The organism is Variovorax sp. RKNM96 (assembly GCF_017161115.1).
Classification (GTDB): Bacteria; Pseudomonadota; Gammaproteobacteria; order Burkholderiales; family Burkholderiaceae_C; genus Variovorax.
The window spans coordinates 2,939,065-2,957,309 of sequence record NZ_CP046508.1; the positions used below are offsets into that span (position 1 = coordinate 2,939,065).

At 67.2% G+C, this 18,245-nt stretch carries 19 protein-coding genes and 1 riboswitch; of the genes, 6 read left to right on the plus strand and 13 right to left on the minus strand.

From position 1 onward, the window contains the following. Nucleotides 1-47: 47 nt before the first annotated feature. The 10 genes from tolA to ribD are packed head-to-tail and all read right to left on the minus strand — an operon-like array spanning nt 48 to nt 7,772. Nucleotides 48-956 (minus strand): cell envelope integrity protein TolA, encoded by a 909-nt coding sequence (gene tolA / locus GNX71_RS13525; protein WP_206178786.1) that lies wholly within the window; start codon nt 954-956, stop codon nt 48-50. Nucleotides 957-959: 3 nt separating this feature from the next. Next, nucleotides 960-1,400 (minus strand): biopolymer transporter ExbD, encoded by a 441-nt coding sequence (locus GNX71_RS13530; RefSeq protein WP_206178787.1) that lies wholly within the window; start codon nt 1,398-1,400, stop codon nt 960-962. A 14-nt stretch (nt 1,401-1,414) separates the two neighbouring features. Further along, complete coding sequence (tolQ, locus tag GNX71_RS13535; RefSeq protein WP_206178788.1) at nt 1,415-2,137, minus strand: protein TolQ; 723 nt, start codon at nt 2,135-2,137, stop codon at nt 1,415-1,417. Further along, nucleotides 2,134-2,592, minus strand: a complete 459-nt coding sequence (locus GNX71_RS13540) for a YbgC/FadM family acyl-CoA thioesterase (protein ID WP_206178789.1) — start codon at nt 2,590-2,592, stop codon at nt 2,134-2,136. The genes tolQ and GNX71_RS13540 overlap by 4 nt, the downstream gene beginning before the upstream one ends. Continuing rightward, entirely contained in the window at nt 2,589-3,785 is a 1,197-nt protein-coding gene (locus GNX71_RS13545) for a pyridoxal phosphate-dependent aminotransferase (RefSeq protein ID WP_206178790.1), read from the minus strand. The genes GNX71_RS13540 and GNX71_RS13545 overlap by 4 nt, the downstream gene beginning before the upstream one ends. Continuing rightward, a complete protein-coding gene (gene nusB, locus GNX71_RS13550; protein WP_206178791.1) occupies nt 3,782-4,318 on the minus strand; it encodes a transcription antitermination factor NusB in 537 nt (178 codons plus the stop codon). The genes GNX71_RS13545 and nusB overlap by 4 nt, the downstream gene beginning before the upstream one ends. After that, entirely contained in the window at nt 4,315-4,776 is a 462-nt protein-coding gene (gene ribH, locus GNX71_RS13555; RefSeq protein ID WP_206178792.1) for a 6,7-dimethyl-8-ribityllumazine synthase, read from the minus strand. Before ribH ends, nusB begins: the two co-directional genes overlap by 4 nt. 6 nt (nt 4,777-4,782) lie before the next feature. Continuing rightward, a complete protein-coding gene (ribBA, locus tag GNX71_RS13560) occupies nt 4,783-5,940 on the minus strand; it encodes a bifunctional 3,4-dihydroxy-2-butanone-4-phosphate synthase/GTP cyclohydrolase II (protein ID WP_206178793.1) in 1,158 nt (385 codons plus the stop codon). Beyond that, nucleotides 5,937-6,602, minus strand: coding sequence for a riboflavin synthase (locus GNX71_RS13565; RefSeq protein WP_206178794.1), 666 nt, complete (start codon nt 6,600-6,602; stop codon nt 5,937-5,939). The genes ribBA and GNX71_RS13565 overlap by 4 nt, the downstream gene beginning before the upstream one ends. A gap of 42 nt (nt 6,603-6,644) precedes the next feature. Beyond that, complete coding sequence (ribD, locus tag GNX71_RS13570; protein WP_206178795.1) at nt 6,645-7,772, minus strand: bifunctional diaminohydroxyphosphoribosylaminopyrimidine deaminase/5-amino-6-(5-phosphoribosylamino)uracil reductase RibD; 1,128 nt, start codon at nt 7,770-7,772, stop codon at nt 6,645-6,647. A 183-nt stretch (nt 7,773-7,955) separates the two neighbouring features. Here ribD and pilV point away from each other — a divergent pair, with 183 nt between their 5' ends. The 6 genes from pilV to GNX71_RS13600 all read left to right on the plus strand — a co-directional run bounded on the left by pilV (nt 7,956) and on the right by GNX71_RS13600 (nt 14,965). Then, entirely contained in the window at nt 7,956-8,549 is a 594-nt protein-coding gene (gene pilV / locus GNX71_RS13575; RefSeq protein WP_206178796.1) for a type IV pilus modification protein PilV, read from the plus strand. Further along, complete coding sequence (locus tag GNX71_RS13580) at nt 8,530-9,510, plus strand: PilW family protein (protein ID WP_206178797.1); 981 nt, start codon at nt 8,530-8,532, stop codon at nt 9,508-9,510. The genes pilV and GNX71_RS13580 overlap by 20 nt, the downstream gene beginning before the upstream one ends. Continuing rightward, nucleotides 9,507-10,160 (plus strand): PilX N-terminal domain-containing pilus assembly protein, encoded by a 654-nt coding sequence (locus GNX71_RS13585; protein ID WP_206178798.1) that lies wholly within the window; start codon nt 9,507-9,509, stop codon nt 10,158-10,160. The genes GNX71_RS13580 and GNX71_RS13585 overlap by 4 nt, the downstream gene beginning before the upstream one ends. Before the next feature lie 115 nt (nt 10,161-10,275). Next, the gene (locus GNX71_RS13590; protein WP_206178799.1) at nt 10,276-14,007 is read left to right on the plus strand and encodes a PilC/PilY family type IV pilus protein; all 3,732 of its coding nucleotides are present in this window, start codon (nt 10,276-10,278) and stop codon (nt 14,005-14,007) included. Then, nucleotides 14,004-14,414 carry a type IV pilin protein gene (locus GNX71_RS33680; protein ID WP_206178800.1) on the plus strand — a complete coding sequence of 137 codons (411 nt, stop codon included), beginning with the start codon at nt 14,004-14,006 and terminating at the stop codon, nt 14,412-14,414. Before GNX71_RS13590 ends, GNX71_RS33680 begins: the two co-directional genes overlap by 4 nt. After that, entirely contained in the window at nt 14,411-14,965 is a 555-nt protein-coding gene (locus GNX71_RS13600; RefSeq protein ID WP_206178801.1) for a GspH/FimT family pseudopilin, read from the plus strand. The genes GNX71_RS33680 and GNX71_RS13600 overlap by 4 nt, the downstream gene beginning before the upstream one ends. 21 nt (nt 14,966-14,986) lie before the next feature. Here GNX71_RS13600 and nrdR read toward each other — a convergent pair whose 3' ends face one another. From nrdR to GNX71_RS13615, 3 genes are all read right to left on the minus strand, one after another. Next, the gene (gene nrdR / locus GNX71_RS13605) at nt 14,987-15,430 is read right to left on the minus strand and encodes a transcriptional regulator NrdR (protein WP_013541926.1); all 444 of its coding nucleotides are present in this window, start codon (nt 15,428-15,430) and stop codon (nt 14,987-14,989) included. 21 nt (nt 15,431-15,451) lie between these two features. After that, nucleotides 15,452-16,696: a serine hydroxymethyltransferase gene (gene glyA / locus GNX71_RS13610; RefSeq protein WP_206178802.1), complete on the minus strand. Its 1,245-nt coding sequence runs from the start codon at nt 16,694-16,696 to the stop codon at nt 15,452-15,454. Nucleotides 16,697-16,737: 41 nt separating this feature from the next. After that, nucleotides 16,738-16,863, minus strand: a riboswitch (ZMP/ZTP riboswitch). Between the two features lie 30 nt (nt 16,864-16,893). After that, nucleotides 16,894-17,745, minus strand: coding sequence for a lytic transglycosylase domain-containing protein (locus GNX71_RS13615; RefSeq protein ID WP_206178803.1), 852 nt, complete (start codon nt 17,743-17,745; stop codon nt 16,894-16,896). Nucleotides 17,746-18,245: the final 500 nt, after the last annotated feature.

The following is an 18,245-nucleotide window of genomic DNA, read 5'->3' on the forward strand; positions in this document are numbered from 1 at the left end:
AGGCCCTCGTTTTCTTAGCTGCGCGTTAGGCGCGCCCCAGCCGGAATCTACTTGGGACGCAGCGTCACGATGAGCGACGGAAAAATGCGTCCGTCGATGTCGCGTGGCACTTTTTCGGTCTTGTGCAGGCCACGCTCGGCGGCCTCATCCCAGGCCGGAAGCCCGCTCGATTTGGTGAGCTTCACGCCGACGATGGTGCCATCGGGTGCGAGATTCACTGCGAACTCGGCGGCGGGATTGCCGTCCACGGTGCTGTTGTCGAAGGTGATGTTGGGCCTGACCGCCGCGGCGATGCGCCCGGCGTAACCGCTCGATGGTCCCGAGGAGCGCAGCGCATTGCCCTTGGCGTCCTCGGCACCGCTCGCGCCCGCGAGACCCTGCATGCGCTTGAGCATCGCCGCGCGGTCGGCGGCGGCCTGCTTCGCAGCGGCCTCGGCCTTCTTGGCTTCGGCTTGCTTGGCATCGGCCTCCTGCTGCTTCTTCTGGTCAGCGAGCTTCTGCTGCTGCTCCTTCTTGCGCTGAGCCTCGTCTTCGGCGCGCTGCTTGGCTTCGAGCTCTTTCTTCTTTTGCTGTTGCTGCTCTAGCTCGCGCTCTTTCTGTTCCTTCTGCTCCTTGAGCTTCTTCTCGCGCTCCAGGGCAATGTCAGGGGCCTTCGGCGCGGGTGCGGGCTCGGGGGCCTTGGCGGCGGGAGGCGGTGGTGGCGTCGGCGCAGGCGGAGGCGGCGCGGGAGCGGGCGTCGGTGCCTCCGGTGCGGACAGGCGCGGTGCAGCCTGTTGCACGGTGGAGGACCACAGCTCGGCATCGACGGCGCCTTCGTCGGCGTCGCTGCGCCAGCGCACCCCCCACGTCAGCGCCGCGATCAGCAGCGCATGCGCGATGAGGGCGAGCACGACGGCGCGCGGCGTGCCGCGCTGCGCCGGTGGCGCGAACTCGGGGCGATCCAGTGCGAGCGACATGCCTTATTTGCCGCCCGTGGTGGTGACCGACAGGCCCACGCGCTCGATGCCGCTGCGCTTGAGCTGGTTCATCGCCTTCACGACGGTTTCGTACTTCACCGACTTGTCGGCGCTGATGACCACCGGGCGCTGGGCGTCGCCGCCCTGGGCCTGCTTGGCCGCGGCGCCGATCTGGGTCATGGGGATCGATGTGCTGCCCGTGTTGCCAGTGGACGGGTCCTTCTTGATCTGCACTTCGTCGTCGCTCTTGATGACGATCTCGATCGGCTTGTCGGGCTGCTTGTTGGCGCGGTCGACCGAGGGCAGGTTGATCACGCTCGGCGTGATGAGCGGCGCGGTGACCATGAAGATGATCAGCAGCACCAGCATCACGTCGATGAACGGGACCATGTTGATCTCGTTGATCGTGCGGCGTCCTCGGCCCCGGGATGAAACGGCGGGCATGCGCTGCTACCTGTTCAACGGTTGGCCGGAGCCGACGTGGTGGCCGCGGCGGCAGCGCCCGGATTGGCCGAGAGATTGCGCTGCAGGATGTTGGAGAACTCCTCGATGTAGGTCTCGAGGGCGATGGCGATCTTGTCGATCTCGCGGGCGAAGCGGTTGTAGCCGACCACCGCAGGAATGGCGGCGAAGAGGCCGATGGCCGTGGCCACCAGCGCTTCGGCGATGCCGGGCGCCACGGTGGCAAGCGTCACCTGCGCGAGGGCGGCCAGGCCGGTGAAGGCATGCATGATCCCCCAGACCGTGCCGAAGAGACCCACGTAAGGCGACACCGAACCGACGGTCGCCAGGAACGAGAGGTTCTGCTCGGCCGCATCGAGCTCGCGCTGGAAGCTCGCGCGCATTGCGCGGCGGGCGCCGTCCAGCAGCGTGGCGGGGTCGCTCACATGGCGCTCGCGCAGCTTTTGATATTCGCGCATGCCCGAGGCGAAGATGCGCTCCATCGGTCCCGCGAACTTGGCGTTCTGGGCGGCCGAGGCGAACAGCTCGTTCAGGCTGGTGCCCGACCAGAACTCGCGCTCGAAGTCGTCGTTCAGCGCGCGCATGCGCCGCAGCGCGAAGTACTTGCGGATGATCGCGGCCCAGCTGGCAATCGAGACGATCACGAGCAGCAGCACGACCATTTGCACCACGAAACTGGCGTGGAGCAGGAGGTTGATGATGGAAAGATCTTGGTTCATGGCTTGAAAGGTTGAGTCATGGAGCCGCCGCAGCGCTCGAGGGTTCCCGAAACCCGGGAAGGGATGCGTGCGGGACGCAAAGTGGCGGCGTTCACCCACCCGATACGGATCGTGCCTTCGCACAGCAAGACCGGTGCCGGGGCGCCGGTTCGCTCTTGCTCTGTTTTTGATAGCACTTGCTGTCCGATTATCAACGACGCGGTGCCCAATTGTTGAAGATCGGCTGTGACCAGCAGTTCGTCGTCGAGCCGCGAGGGCCGATGGTATTTGAGCTGCGTCTCGCTCACCACGAACTGGCCACCGGTTTCTTCCTTGAGCTTGCGCTGCTCGACGCCCAGGGAGCGCAGCCACTCGGTGCGCCCGCGCTCCATGAACTTCAGATAGTTGGCGTAGAACACGATGCCGCCGGCATCGGTGTCTTCCCAGTAGACGCGGATCGGGAACGCGTAGCTCATGCAGCCCGGTTCTCGGCCATGGCCCGCAAGCGCTCGACCGATTCCTTCAGATGCTCCATCGAACTCGCGGTGGAGAAGCGCACGAACTTCGCCGTCTCTGCCGTGCCGAAATCGCGGCCGGGCGTGACAGCGACGTGGGCGCGTTTCATGGTCTCGAAGGCGAAGTCCCAACTGCCCGAGATGCCGAGCTTCTCGGCGAAGCTGGTGCAATCGGCCCAGGCGTAGAAGGCGCCATCGGGTACCACGGGCACGTTCAGGCCCAGCGCGTTCAGTTGCGGAATGAACCAGTCGCGGCGCGCCTTGAACTCGGCGCGGCGGCGTTCGTACTCGGCGATGCTCGCGGCCTCGAAGCAGGCGAGCGCGGCGTACTGCGACACCGTGCTAGCGCAGATGAAGAGGTTCTGCGCGAGGCGCTCGACCACCGGCACCAGCACCTCGGGCACCACCAGCCAGCCCAGGCGCCAGCCGGTCATGTTGAAGTACTTGCTGAAGCTGTTGATGCTGATGACGTTGTCGTCGATGGCCAGCGCCGTCTGCCCGAAGGCGTCGTCGTAGGACAGGCCCAGGTAGATCTCGTCGATCAGCGTGATGCCGCCGCGATCGGACACCACCTTGTGGATGCGGCGCAGCTCGTCGGGCGCGATCGAGGTGCCGGTCGGGTTGGAGGGCGAGGCGAGCAGCACGCCGCGCGTCTTGTCGGTCCAGGCGGCCTCGACCTTGGCGGCGGTGAGCTGGAAGCGCTCTTCGGCCGTCGTCGGGATCAGCACCGCCTTGCCGTCCGCGGCACTCACGAAGTGGCGGTTGCAGGGGTAACTGGGGTCGGGCAGCAGGATCTCGTCGCCCGATTCGATCAGCGCGAGGCAGGCGAGCTGCAATGCGGCCGAGGCGCCGGCCGTCACCACGATGCGGCGGGCAGGCACGTCGACATTGAAGCGCTCGCGGTACCAGCCGCTGATGCGCTCGCGCAGATGATCAAGGCCCGTGGCCTGCGTGTACTGCGTGGCACCGGCGCGCACGGCGCGAAGGGCTGCTTCCTGAACCAGCGGGGGCGCGGTGAAGTCCGGTTCGCCGATGTTCAGGAAGATCATCGGCCGGTCGGTGTGGGCGACCTCGCGAGCCAATGCGCCCGCGGCTTTCGCCACCTCCATCACGTAAAAGGGTTCGATGCGCTGCGCGCGCGTCGAGATCCTCATGCCTTGGCCTTGCCGGACGCGCGGTCGGCCTCTACTTCGAGCGGCCGGAACTGCGGCGCCAAGCCGTTGAGCACCGCGTTCACGTACTTGTGGCCATCGGTGCCGCCGAATTCCTTGGCGAGTTCGATGCATTCGTTGAGCACCACGCGCCACGGCACATCGGGGCAGTTCTGGAACTCGTACACGCCGATCCACATCACCGCGTGCTCGATGGGCGAGATTTCCTCGAACTTGCGGTCGAGCAGCGGACGGATCAGCGTATCGAGCTGCTCGGCGTTGTCGATCGAGCCGTGCAGCAGCGCGTCGTAGTGCGCGGCGTCGGCCTTGTGGAAGCCCGCGAGGTCGCGCGTGAAATGGTCGATGTCGGTCGGGTCGTTGCGGCCTACCAGGTGCTGGTAGAGCGCCTGCAGCGCGAACTCGCGGGCGCGGCTGCGGTTGGACTTGGCCGAAGCCTTGCGTGCGCCGGTGCTGGTGAGCCCCGTGCGCGACTGGCGGGGCTTGGCGCCGCCTGCCTTGGTGGTGTCTTCGGTCATGAAAGGATGGCCAGCAGTTGCGCCATCTCGACGGCGACCTGGGCTGCATCGCGGCCCTTGTCGGTCTGCCGTGCGACGGCCTGCTCAAGGTTTTCGGTGGTGAGGATCGCGTTGGCAATGGGAAGGCGGTAGTCCAGGGCGATGCGGCTCACGCTCGCGCCCGATTCGTTGGCCACCAGTTCGAAGTGGTAGGTCTCGCCGCGGATGATGCAGCCCAGCGCGACGAGCGCGTGGTAGCCGCCGCGCTCGGCCAGCGCCTGCAGCGCCACGGGCACTTCGAGCGCGCCAGGCACTTTCAGGTGATGGATGTCTGCCGTGGCCACGCCCAGCGCTTCGAGCTCGGCCAGGCAGGCGGCCGCCAGCGCATCGGTGATGTCGGCGTTGAAGCGCGCCTGCACGATGCCGATGCGCAGGCCCTTGCCGTTGAGCGTGATCTCGCCCTTGTTTGAACCTTGCATGGTCGTTCAGTCTTTCGTGAGGTAGCCGGCGATTTCGAGGCCGTAGCCTGCTGCCATGCTCGGCATGCGACGCGGCGTGCCCAGCAGGTTCATCTTGTGCACGCCGCATTCGCGCAGGATCTGCGCGCCGATGCCGTAGCTGCGCAGGTCCATGCGACCGCGCTCGGGGGCTTGCGCGGGGCGTGCGGTGCCGTCGAACTGCGCGAGCAGCTCGCCGGCGGTTTCGCCGCAGTTCAGGAGCACCGCCACGCCCTTGCCCTCGGTCGCGATGTGCGAGAGGCTGGCGTCCAGGCTCCAGGAGTGCAGCGAGCGGTTGATCTCGAGCGCATCGAGCACCGAGAGCGGCTCGTGCACGCGCACCGACACCGTGTCTTCCGGCGCCCACTTGCCGCGCACCAGCGCCAGATGCACGCCGCGGCTGGGCTTGTCGGTGAAGGCGTGGGCGGTGAAGGCGCCCCAGGCCGTTTGAATCTCGCGGCAGCCGACTTTTTCGACCAGCGATTCGACGCGGCTTCGGTGCTCGATGAGCGCAGCGATGGTGCCGATCTTGATGCCGTGCTCGGCCGCGAAGATCTGCAGGTCGGGCAGGCGCGCCATCGTGCCGTCTTCGTTCATCACCTCGCAGATCACCGAGGCGGGCGAGCAGCCGGCCATGGCAGCGAGGTCGCAGCCGGCTTCGGTATGGCCGGCGCGCATCAGCACGCCGCCGTCCACCGCCTGCAGCGGGAAGATATGGCCCGGCTGCACCAGGTCGGCGGCCACGGCGTTGGGTGCGACGGCTGCCTGCACGGTGCGCGAACGGTCGGCCGCCGAGATGCCGGTGGTCACGCCTTCGGCCGCTTCGATGGACACGGTGAAGGCCGTCGAATGCTTGGCGCCGTTGCGCTGCACCATCGGCGGCAACTGCAGCCGCTCGCACATTTCGCGCGAGAGCGTGAGGCAGATGAGGCCGCGCGCATGGCGCGCCATGAAGTTGATGGCTTCGGGCGTGATGTGGTCGGCCGCGATGACGATGTCGCCTTCGTTCTCGCGGTCTTCCTCGTCGACGAGGATGACCATGCGGCCCGCGGCGAGCTCGGCCACGATTTCTTCGACCGGGGCGATCGGTGCGGGGGCGCGCGTGGCGCTGGGGGCGGCGCCGATGGGCGTGACGGAGGCGTTCATTCGGCGGTGTCCTTGGAATACGTGGCGGCCTGCGGGACCAGCACGCCGGCTTGGAGCATGCGCTCCACGTAGCGCGCCACGGTATCGATTTCGAGATTGACCTTCGAGCCGGCTTGCAGGCCGCCGAGGGAGGTGTTGTCCACGGTGTGCGGGATCAGGTTGATGCTGATCTCGGCGCCGCCTTCGATGTCGCTCACGCTGTTGACCGTGAGGCTCACGCCGTTGATGGTGATCGAGCCCTTGTAGGCCAGGAAGCGGGCGAGGGCCGGTGGCGCGACCACGCGCAGCTCCCAGCTTTCGCCGACCGGCTCGAAGAAGCTCACCGTGCCGATGCCGTCCACATGGCCCGAGACGATGTGGCCGCCGAGGCGGTCGCTGGCGCGCAGGGCCTTCTCGAGGTTGATGCGGCTGCCCTCTTCGGTGAGGCCGGCGGTCTTGTCGAGGGATTCGGCGGAGATGTCGATGGTGAACTGCTGTCGCTCGGGGGCGAGCGTGGTGACGGTCATGCAGGCGCCGTTCAGCGCGATGCTGTCGCCCAGCCCGACGTCGTCGAGATAGCCGTCAGGCACCGCAATGCTGAGTCTTTTGCCGTAGGAGGAGGAGGTGCCGAGGTCGTGGATGGCGGCGATGCGCCCCACGCCGGTGATGATTCCGGTGAACATCCGCACATTTTCGCAGAGAACGTGAAGGGTTCGGGGTAAACGCTAGAAGGCGTCTTTTTCGCGGACCCGGGCGAGGATTCGTACATCGGGTCCGAGCATGTCTACGGACCTGAATTCGAGGGGCAGGGCGCCCGTCAGCGCGGTCAGCGGACCGCCTGCGTGAATGTGGCTGGCCATGTCCAGCCCGCGGCCGATCAGCTTGGGCGCGAGGTAAACGAGCAGTTCGTCGACGCAGCCCTCCCGGATCAGCGAGCCATTGAGCTTGTGGCCCGACTCGACGTGCAATTCGTTGACGCCGCGCGCCGCCAGGTCCTTCAACATCGCCCCCAGATCGACCTTGCCATCGGTGTTCGCCAGGCAGGTGACGGTGGCGCCGCGGGCTTCGAGCGCGGCGGCCTTGGCTTCGTCCCGTACGGCCGCGTAGATCCAAACGGGTCGGCCTGCTATGAATATGTGAGCGTCAGGCGGCGTTTGAAGGCGGCTGTCGACCACCACGAGGTGCGGCTGGCGCGGCGTCTCTACCAAGCGCACGTCCAGGCGCGGGTTGTCTTCGAGCACTGTGCCGACGCCGGTCAGCACGGCGCTCGCGCGGGCGCGCCAGGCGTGGCCATCGGTGCGGGCGGGCTCGGAGGTGATCCATTGGCTCACGCCGTTTTCGAGGCCCGTCTTGCCGTCCAGCGAAGCCGCCACCTTGAGCCGCACCCACGGGGTCTTGCGGACCATCCGGCTGAAGAAGCCGATGTTGAGTTCGCGCGATTCGGCGGCGCCGGGGCCGACCTCGACCTCGACACCCGCCGCACGCAGCAGTTCGAAGCCCTGGCCTGCGACCAGCGGGTTCGGATCGGCCAACGACGCCACGACCCGCCCGATACCCGCCGCAATCAGCGCATCGCAGCAAGGCCCGGTGCGGCCGTGGTGCGAACAGGGCTCGAGCGTGACGTACGCCGTCGCGCCTTTGACCGAATGGCCTTGCGCCGCCGCATCGCGCAACGCCATCACTTCCGCATGCGGACCGCCGGCTTTCTGCGTATGCCCCTGGCCCAGCACGCGCCCGTCGGCATCGCACAGCACGCAGCCGACGCGCGGGTTCGGGTCGGTCAGCAGCAGCGCGTCGGAGGCCAGGCGCAAGGCCGTCGCGATGTGCTGCGCGTCTTGTTCGTGTGAGGGCATGGGAATGGAAGGGACGGGACGGGACGGGGAAAAATTTAACACCGGTGCCGTTCCATCATACGAGCGGCATACCAATGCGGATGAACGGTGCGCGCTCCATTGCAAGCGACCTCTACGCTCGAAGCTCGATGGCGGGAATAAAGAAGCAACACAAGTTGCAGCAGATCAGGGAGGGCATCGAACATGGCTTCAACGAAGCATCGGGCCACGGGCTTTTCGCTCGTGGAAGTACTGGTATCCATCGTCGTGCTGAGCATGGGGCTGCTCGGCACGATCGGCATGTTGCTGGCGTCGGTGCGCACCAGCCACGAGTCGGCTACCTTCACGGCAGCGCTGAATCTGGCGCGCGATTTGTCGGAGAAGGTGCGGATGAACAAGGGCATTGCCACGCGCAACGATGCGGGCAATGCCTACCTTGTCGAGGACTGGCGTGAGGGAGGCGAATCGGGAACCGCCTCCGCCGGCGCGGCCTGCGTGGGAAGCGGCGCAGTTTGCAGCACGGCAGACCTCGCGGCATGGGACATGAGCGAGTGGCAGCGCCGCATCGCCAAGGCGCTGCCCGACGCGCGCGTCAGCGTGTGCTTCGACGAGTCCCCCTGGAATGCGGCGGCGGACGCGTACACATGGACATGCAGCAAGACCGGCCGCACCGTGGTCGTGAAGCTCGGCTGGACGCCTCGCACCGGCTTCGGTGCGAAGGCCGATTCATCGGCGGCCCCGCGCCTGGTGATGCAACTGGTCGCAGGGCAGGCGCACGATGGCCAGGCGGGCTCCTGAGTTCGTCGGCCGCGCGCACGAACGCGGTGTGACGCTGGTCGAACTGCTGGTCGCCACGGCCGTTGCATTGGTCGTCGTGCTCGCAGCCACGGCTGCCTTTGTCGCCAGCCAGCGCTTGTTCACGGCCGATGCCGACGCGCAGGCGGTGGAGGAGTCGCTGCGGTTCGCGGGCTTCGTCGTCAGGAGCGTCACGCGGCAGGCGGGCTATTCCGACTACGCGCCCGACTCCGTGGGGCCCCAGGGCTCCGAGGGCATCGCTGGCAGCGCAAACACGACGGCACCGTCGAACGACCTCGCCGACCTCGACATCGTGGGCGCGAGCGACACCCGCGTCAGCGGCGTCGGCGAGAGCCACGGCGCGCACGGCACGCGCGGCATCAACGCCAGCGATTCGCTGCGGGTCCGCTTCTTCGGCCGCAGCCGCGCCGGGGGCGACGGCACAGAGCCTGACGGCACGATGATCGATTGCATGGGCTTCGCCCAGCCCGGTCCGGCGGCGGACACGCCTGTGTCCGCGGACCGCGCCTGGAGTTTTTTCTATGTCGCCGAAGCCGCGGACAAGGAGCCCGAGCTCTACTGCAAATACCGCAGCGCCAAAGGCGGGGCGTTCAGGGCGCAGCCCCTGGCGCGCGGCATCGAGGTGTTCAAGGTCGTCTACGGCCATGACGCCGATGGCAACGGCGTTCCCGAGCATTGGCTGGACGCCGCGCAGGTCGAGGCCACAGCGGCCTCACGAGACAAGGTGGCCGAGGAATGGCGCAAGGTGGTCGGCCTGCGCATCGGCATGGTGGCGCGCAGCGCGCAAGCCCGGGGTGGTGCCCGGGAGGCGGAGGAGGTGCTCTATCCGTTGGGCACCGATTTTTCCGAGTTGAGTTTCAGGCCCGCGGCCGATGGCAGGCTGCGGCGGGTGGCGACCTTCACCGTCATGTTGCGCAACGCGATGAAGGCGCCGGCATCGTGAGCCCGCGTCGTCGTTCGCCGCAGCGGGGCTTTTCGCTGATCGTCGTGCTGCTGCTTCTTGTCGTGGCCACCGTGCTGGGCGTCGGTGCGGCGCAGGTCTCGCTGCTCAACGAACGCAGCGCCCGCAACGACCGCGACACCGAGGTGGCGTTCCAGGCGGCCGAGGCTGCCCTCGTCGACGCTGAAACCGATGTGCTCGGACCCAATGAGGACCCACGGCAACGCCTCTGCCTTTTCAATCGCCAGGATGCGGCGGCCTTCGTCGCAGGGTGCGGTGGCACCGGCGAGCAGCAGGGGCTGTGCGCACCTGCCGAGCCGGGCGTCGATCCGGCGTGGATGACCCTCGACCTTTCGGCCGGGAGCGGCAAGTCGGTCGCCTACGGCACCTTCTCGGGCCAGACCTATGTCAGCGGCGATGCCACCACGGGCAGCCGCGCCGGCGCGCTGCCGGCCCGCGCGCCGCGCTACATCGTGGAAGCGGTTCGCAGCCGCGGCGGCTGGCAGGCCGGCGTGCTGCAGAGCGCGAGTGCCAAGGGCGCCAGCTACGTCTTTCGCGTCACGGCCATCGGTTACGGCATGCGCGACGAGACACAGGTCGTTTTGCAGACCACCTTGTACAAACCGGCCGCCAGCCCCGGCTGCCCTTCCTGAAGACGAGTCCTGTATGTGCCTCCTTCGAATTTGGGCGATGGCCGTCTGCGCCATCCCATGCGCCCATGCCGCCGCGGCGGCAACCGCACCCGACGCGGAGCTTCCGAGCGAACCGATGTTTTCGCTGGCATCGCGCGCCGACCCGGGGCTGGTGATCGATCTTTCGCTCAAGCGTGCGAACGCGGGCGCCGCGTACCGCGACAGCTTCGACGCGAAGAAAACCTACGGTGGTTACTGGGACGCGATGGGCTGCTACGGCTACGCGGCGGGCGACGGCTATTTCAAGCGCTCCTCCGCCGCAACAAGGCTCGGCAGCGGAGAAATCGCCTGCGTCAACCAGTGGAGCGGCAACCTGCTGAACTGGGCGCTGTCGTCGTCCCTCGACGGGGTGCGCCTTGCGTTGACGGGCGGCGACCGCGTGATCGACGAGCCGGGCCGCACGGTGTTGCAGCGTGCGGTGCTGCCGGAGGACTTTCATCGCAGCGCCCACTTCCCCGACAAGGCGGTGACCGGCAACCTGGACAGGCTGACGCCGCTCGTCACAGGCAAGCGTGGCGGGATGCTCGCGACGGACACGTTGCACTTCAACAGCTGCCTTGATCGCTTCGTCGTCGGGCACGCGGCCGCCGGCACTTGTGCGGCGCCGGGCGGAACGTCTTACGTCGCGCGCGCCGAGGTGTGCGCAGCGGCCGAAGCGGCGGTGCGTCCTTCGCTCTGCGTCAGGTACCCGGATGGCAATTCCAAGCCTGTGGGTGCCATCCAGCACTACGCCGGGCGGATGAGGTTCTCCGTCTTCGGCTATCTGCCGGATGACGACCCTGCACGCTATGGCGGCGTTCTGCGCGCACCGATGAAGCACGCCGGGCCGCGGAAGATCGACACAGCCTTCGACATGGTGGACAACCCGCAGTCGGAGTGGGATGCCACGACGGGCGTGTTCAAGGCCGACACGGCGGAGGGCCCCGGCATCGTCAACGCCATCAACCGCTTCGGGCGCAACGGCGTCCGGCAGGGCGCCTACAGCCTGTTCGATCCGGCAGGCGAGCTTTACTACGAGTCGCTGCGCTACCTGCAGGGCAAGGCGCCGACGCCCGATGCCGTCGCCGGTACGGACAGCCCTCGGCGCCATGGCGACCCCGTCGCCGCCAGTTGCCAGCGAAGCAGCATCCTGGTGATCGGCGATGCCGAAACCCACCACGACCGTTCGCTGCCGGGCATGTCGAAGGGGGACTCCATCGGTGATTTCGACCGCGGCTTCAACATCGCAGCCCACGAGCCCGACACGGCCTATTGGACAAGCCGGGTCGGCGCCTTCGAAAACCGGGAAGCGCTTTCCTACACGCACCCTTCGGGCAAGGCAGGTCTCACCACCCGTGGCAACGAGGGGCCGCGGGCGTTCAACTACAAGGGCGGCGCACCATTGACCTCGGCCCACATCGCGGACGTCGAAACCGGCGCCGACAAGGGATCGTTCGGGATGGCGGGCCTTGCGTACTGGGCCCGCACGCAGAAGATCCGCAGCGACCACACCGGCCTGCGCGCGCAGACCTTTGCCATCGACATGGGGCAGGGCGGCGCGAGCGCCATCGGGCAGAAGCAACGCGGCAGCGTCTTCTATCTGGCCGCGAAGTACGGCGGTTTTGCCGACAGCAACGACGACGGCAATCCGTTCCTTGCGTCGGGCGGCGGTTCCGAATGGGCCGAAGGCCTCGACGGCGACAACCAACCCAGGCCCGCCAACTACTTCCTGGCCGGCGACCCGCTGCAGATGACCGAAGCCGTCCGCCGGACCTTCCTGCGCGCGGTCGCGCCGGCGGGCGGCGTCACGGCGGGTGGCGCCCTTTCGTCGAACACGATCACCGAGGCCGGCGCAAGCCTTTACGTGCCACAGTTCGATGGGCGACGCTGGTCGGGCACGCTGCGGTCGTACCGCCTTCGCCTGGAGGCGGCGACAGGTACGGTGCAGCGCGCCGACAGGCCCGACTGGGATGCCGGCGAGCTGCTGACCGGCAACCCGAACGCGGTGCCGCCCGTGGCCGCGCGCGACGCCGCGAGCAGGCGCATCTTCACGCTCTCGACGGCCGGTGCCGGTACGCCATTTCAATGGGAAGCGCTCGACAGCGGGCTGCGCGGCTGGCTGAACGCGGCGCCCTATGTCGTGCCCGAAACCCCCGACGGCCTGGGCGCCGAGCGGCTGGCCTATCTGCGTGGAGATCGGCGCAGGGAGCTGTCCGCGCCGCAGGGCATCTTCCGCGTGCGCGACTCGGTCATGGGCGACGTGACCAACTCGAACCCGGTGTACGTGGGCGCGCCGGGCCCCGCGATCCAGGAGCCGGGCCACGACAGGTTCATGGCTGCCCATCGCGGCCGACCGCCAGCCGTGTACGTCGGCGCCAACGACGGCATGCTGCATGCCTTCGACGCCCGCACCGGGAACGAACTCTTCGCCTACGTGCCGCGCATCATGTTCGCCCGGCTGGCCGCCTACACCTCGCCGGACTATGTGCACCGAAGCTACGTCGACGGAACGCCCGTCGTGAGCGACGCCCGGATGGCGAACGGCGCATGGAAGACCGTGCTGGTTTCCGGCAACGGCGGCGGTGGCACCGGGGTCTTCGCGCTCGACGTGACCGATCCCGCGGCGTTCTCGGCCGACAAGGTGCTGTGGGAGTTCGGCGGCGCGCACGACAGCGACATGGGCCATGTGAAGCAGGCACCCCGGATCATGAAGTTCCGCACAGCGGCGGCCACGAAGACCCAGGCCGCCACCTATGGCTGGTTCGCAGTCGTTTCTTCGGGCTTCAACAATGCCAACCCCGACAAGTTCGCCGCGCTGTTCCTGCTGTCGCTGGACAAACCCGTGGGCGAAGCCTGGAAGCTAGACACCAACTACTACAAGATCGTCCTGCCAGCCCCGACAGACAAGACCCTCGTGAACGCCCTGAGCACCCCGGGCGACTATGCGGAAACGGACGGCGCCACCCGCTTCCTCTATGCAGGCGACACACAGGGCAATCTGTGGAAGTTCGATTTCTCGGGCAATGCGCCATGGGGCAACAAGGCCTTGGCGCTGAACCGCAAGCCCCTGATGGTCGCAATGACAGACAGCGGCGCGCAGGCAAGGCGGCAGCCGATCACCGTCGCGCCCGAGGTCGGCGTGGGCCCGGCGGGCGGCGCGATCGTGCTCTTCGGAACAGGAAAGTTCGTGAGCACCGAAGACCTCGGGCATTCGGCCCGGGGCGTGCAGACGATCTATGGCGTGTACGACAACGGCGTGGCCATTCCCGTCGGCGAAGCACGGGTGCAACTGCAGCCGCGCAAGGCCGGCGCCGTTGATGGACAGGCATTTCCGCCAGTCACCGGCGATGCCTTCGTGTACGGCGCGTTCGACCGTAAGACGAACGCCCGGCGCGGCTGGTACTTCGACCTGCCGGCGGGGCTCGAGCAGGGCGAGCGGTTGGTCTTCAAGCCGGTGCTGGGCAACGGCCAGTTGTTCTTCAACACGTTGATTCCCGATTCCAGCGCCTGCAGTGCAGACGGTGGCGGCCGCACCTGCGCTGTGAACGCGATGACGGGGCTCTCGCAGGGCGGCACCTGCGTTCCATCGAGCGCCGGCATGCTGGGTGCGCCTCATCTGGTGCAGTTGGGCACGGCCGGCTTCGGCGCGACCAATGCGCTCGGGCGCCGCCCGGAGACGAAGCGCCTCGCCGTCGTCAGCACGGGCGCGCGCAGCGGTCGGGGCGCAGGTCTCTCGACCGCGCAGCCTGTCGGCGACGGCAAGGTGGGCCAGACCGGCGGACGCCTGAACTGGCGACAGATCACCGACTACCGGAGGGCGAAGCCATGAGGACCCCGGTGCTTCGCGGTTTCACGCTGATCGAGATGCTGATCGTGCTGGCGATCGCCGCGATCCTGGCGGCCATCTCCTATCCGTCGTACATGGATTTCGTGCGCAAGGGCTGGCGCAGCGAGGGGCGCTCCGCGCTGATGCAGCAGATGCAGGAGCAGGAACGCCGCTACACACAGGTGGGGCGTTACCGGCGCTACGCGGGCGACTCGGGAGACGCCGGCGCGGGCGGCAAGTACACCGTCGAGAGCAGCAGTTGCGAAGGGAAGGGGAGCATCGACAGTTGCATCCGGCTGACGGCCACGCTGAAGGCCGGACTTTCCGATCCGCAGGTCGGCAACCTCTGGGTGGACAGCACAGGCGGCAAAGGCTGCGACGGGACGCAGCCCGCCAGGTGCTGGCAATGACGGGCGGCCAGAGCGCGGCATCGGCCGGCTTCACCTTGGTCGAGCTGATGGTCGTCGTGGCCATCGTGGCGGTGCTGGCCGCTGTCGGCGCACCGAGCTTTCGCGACATGTTGCTCAACCAGCGTCTCGCGACCGCCGCCCAGGGCCTCGGTTCCGCATTGAGCTTCGCGCGCATGGAAGCCATCCAGCGCGCGCGGCCCGTGGAGGTGGCTGCGTTCGCGGGCGGCGATTGGTCCCGTGGCTGGGTCGTTCGGACCGGGGCCGACGAGTCCTTCGAGACGCTGCGGCGCTTCGAGCGGTTGCCGCAGGGCGTGAGCGTCGACGCGACGCTCGGGGGCGGCTTTGCGCAGGGCCTGCGCTACGACGGCAACGGGTTCTCGCGCCAGACCGCCAGGGCCGGCTTCAGCGCGGGCTGCCTGACGTTGAAAGCCGAGACCGGGCGCAGGGCATCGATAGTCGTCTCGGCCTCAGGCCGGGCGAAGGTCTGCAATCCGGATGCGAGCGGCGATTGCGGCTCGGGGGTGTGCGGCAGGGTCGACGATGGCGGCTGACAGGCGCCGCCGCCGCGTCGGTCAGATGTCCCGCAGCAACTGCCTGAACTCGTCCACGTCCTCGAAGCTGCGGTACACCGAGGCAAAGCGCACGTAGGCCACCTTGTCCAGGCGCTTGAGCTCGCGCATCACGAGTTCGCCGACCTTGGTCGAGTCGATTTCACGCAGGCCGCTGGCCAGCAGCTTCTGCTCGATACGTAGCAGGGCGGTGTCGATCTGCTCGATGCTCACCGGACGCTTGCGCAGCGCCAGCATCATCGACGCTCGCACCTTGGAGGAGTCGAAGTCGGCGCGGCTGCCGTCCTTCTTCACGACCACGGGGAAGTTGACGTCGGGGCGCTCGTAGGTGGTGAAGCGCTTGTCGCAGGCGCTGCACTGGCGACGCCTGCGGACGAAGTCGGCGTCTTCCGAAACGCGGGTCTCGACGACCTGCGTTTCAAGATGACCGCAAAAAGGGCATTTCATGCGGCCAGGTCTTCCGGTCGATCAGCGATAGACCGGGAAGCGGCTCGTCAGCGCGTGCACCTTGGCGCGCACCGCGTCGATGTTCGCCGCGTCGCGCGGGTTCTCGAGCACGTCGGCGATCAGGTTCGCGGTGATGCGGGCCTCTTCGTCCTTGAAGCCGCGGGTCGTCATGGCGGGGGTGCCGATGCGCACGCCGCTGGTGACCATCGGCTTTTCGGGGTCGTTGGGGATCGCGTTCTTGTTGATCGTCATGTGGGCGCTGCCCAGCACGGCTTCGGCTTCCTTGCCGGTGATGCCCTTGGCGCGCAGGTCGACCAGCATCAGGTGGCTTTCGGTGCGTCCGCTCACGATGCGCAGGCCGCGCTCGGTGAGGGTGTCGGCCACGATCCTGGCGTTCTTGACCACCTGTTGCTGGTAGGCCTTGAACTCGGGCGTCATCGCTTCCTTGAACGCGACGGCCTTGGCGGCGATCACGTGCATCAGCGGGCCGCCTTGCAGGCCCGGGAAGATCGCGCTGTTGATGGCCTTCTCGTGCTGCGACTTCATCAGGATGATGCCGCCGCGCGGGCCGCGCAGGCTCTTGTGCGTGGTCGAGGTCACGATGTCGGCGTGCGGCACCGGGTTGGGGTACACGCCCGCGGCCACGAGGCCGGCGTAGTGGGCGATGTCGACCATGAAGATCGCGCCCACGTCCTTGGCCACCTTGGCGAAGCGCTCGAAGTCGATGTGCAGCGAGTAGGCCGAGGCGCCCGCGATGATCAGCTTGGGCATGTGCTCGTGCGCCTTGCGTTCCATCGCGTCGTAGTCGATGGCTTCGTTGGCGTCCAGGCCGTAGCTCACCACGTTGAACCACTTGCCGCTCATGTTGAGAGGCATGCCGTGGGTCAGGTGGCCGCCTTCGGCCAGGCTCATGCCCATGATGGTGTCGCCGGGCTTGAGGAAGGCCAGCATCACGGCTTCGTTGGCCGAGGCGCCGCAATGCGGCTGCACGTTGGCGGCGTCGGCGCCGAAGATCTGCTTGACGCGGTCGATGGCCAGCTGCTCGGCCACGTCGACGTGCTCGCAGCCGCCGTAGTAGCGCTTGCCCGGGTAGCCTTCGGCGTACTTATTAGTGAGTTGCGAGCCTTGGGCGGCCATGACGGCCGGCGAGGCGTAGTTCTCGCTGGCGATCAGCTCGATGTGGTGTTCCTGGCGCGCGTTCTCGGCTTGAATTGCGGCCCAGATTTCGGGATCGGTCTGTTCGACCAGGATATTGCGTTGGTACATGGCAGTCCTTTGAAGACGAGGTCCTTGTTCTTCAACCAAACAAGGGCTGCCCAGGCGAACGGCTGAACGCCTGTTGTGGCCAGGCGGCACGCTTCCCAGTGGTATTCCACGTCAGCGCGTGGCACCTTGTTCAAGTGCTGCGCCTATCGCCAGTCGCGTACAGGGCCGAGTGTAGCTCACACCCGGCCGGGCCGGCTTCAGGAAACGGCGGAAAGCAGGGCGACCTTGGCGGGCTCCGAGCTTTCTTCGGCCTTGATCGGTGCCGGTGCCGGCGTCACGATGGGAATCGGCTGCGCACGCACGGTCGTGCGGGGCGGCAGCACCGACGGCGCACGGCCGTTGGCAACCTGCAGCAGGCGCTCGTGCTCGGCCATCACCTTGCTGGCGTAGCCGCCGTCGTCTTCCAGGTTGGCTGCGCCCACGTAGTAGCGCAGGCCCCCTTCGAGCGAGCCGGCGCGGGAGATGCATTCCTGCAGCACCTTCACGCCGACGCGCATGTTCGTCACCGGGTCGAAGGCGGTGAGCGTGCCGCCCGCGCTTTCGTACTTGTCGCCGTGCACGCGGGTCATGACCTGCATCAGGCCCTGGGCGCCGACCTGGCTCTGGGCAAAGGGATTGAAACTGGATTCCACGGCCATGATGGCCAGGATCAGCGTCGGGTCGAGCTTGGTGCGCTTGCCGATGTTGTAGGCCTCGGCGACGAGCACGCTCAGCGGCTCGGCCGCAACGCTGTACTTCTTGCTGAGCCAGTACGCCACGGCGGCCTGCTGCTTGGGCAGGTCGCCGGGGCTCGCGGCCGTGGTGCGCTCGATCGCGGTCGGCTCGAGGTCCGTGACTGCGGGCGCGGGCTTGCGCGACTGCAGCCAGCCCATGAGCTGTTCCTCGCCGGTCTGGCGCAGATCGGGCCGTGCCACGAGGGCGAGGGCCGCAAACACGATGGCCAGGCCGACCAACGCAAACCCGTTGTGGGTGATTTCAAAAAAGCCGTCTGCCACATCGGACACAAAGGTCCGTAGCCCGCGGGCTGTGGCATCAAACGCCTTGTTCATCGCTCTTCCTTTCTGTGCGGCACCTGCTCGCAGCGCCTGGAGAGGCGATGGATGAAGGCAACGGCGCTTGGATTGGTACGAATCAGGCTCCGCGCATGGAGGGGTGTAGGGTAAGGAGCGCGGTGACCTGATCAAGCCGGGGGAGTTCTCGGCAGCGGATTCAGGGTGGCCCCGCTGCATCTGGCAGTCGGAGCAGGGCGGATTCTAGCGTCGCTAAATACCCGGTCAAGCATAAGGAAATCGTTTCATATGCTAATAGATGTTTAAAAAATCCGGCCTCCACAGAGGCATTCCGCCTACGGGAAATCCCTTGGAAGATTGGATTTGCAATGCGAGGGTGCGGCACCTAATCTGAACGGGCCTGGGTTTTCAGGCGTTTTTCCGAAGTCAGGCAGCCCGAGGTGCAAGTCAAGGGCTCGAACGACGGAGGATCCACGGCGGCAATCTCTTGCTGCCAGCACGGCAGGAACCATTGACTTCCGGTCGCGCGAATCGATGGC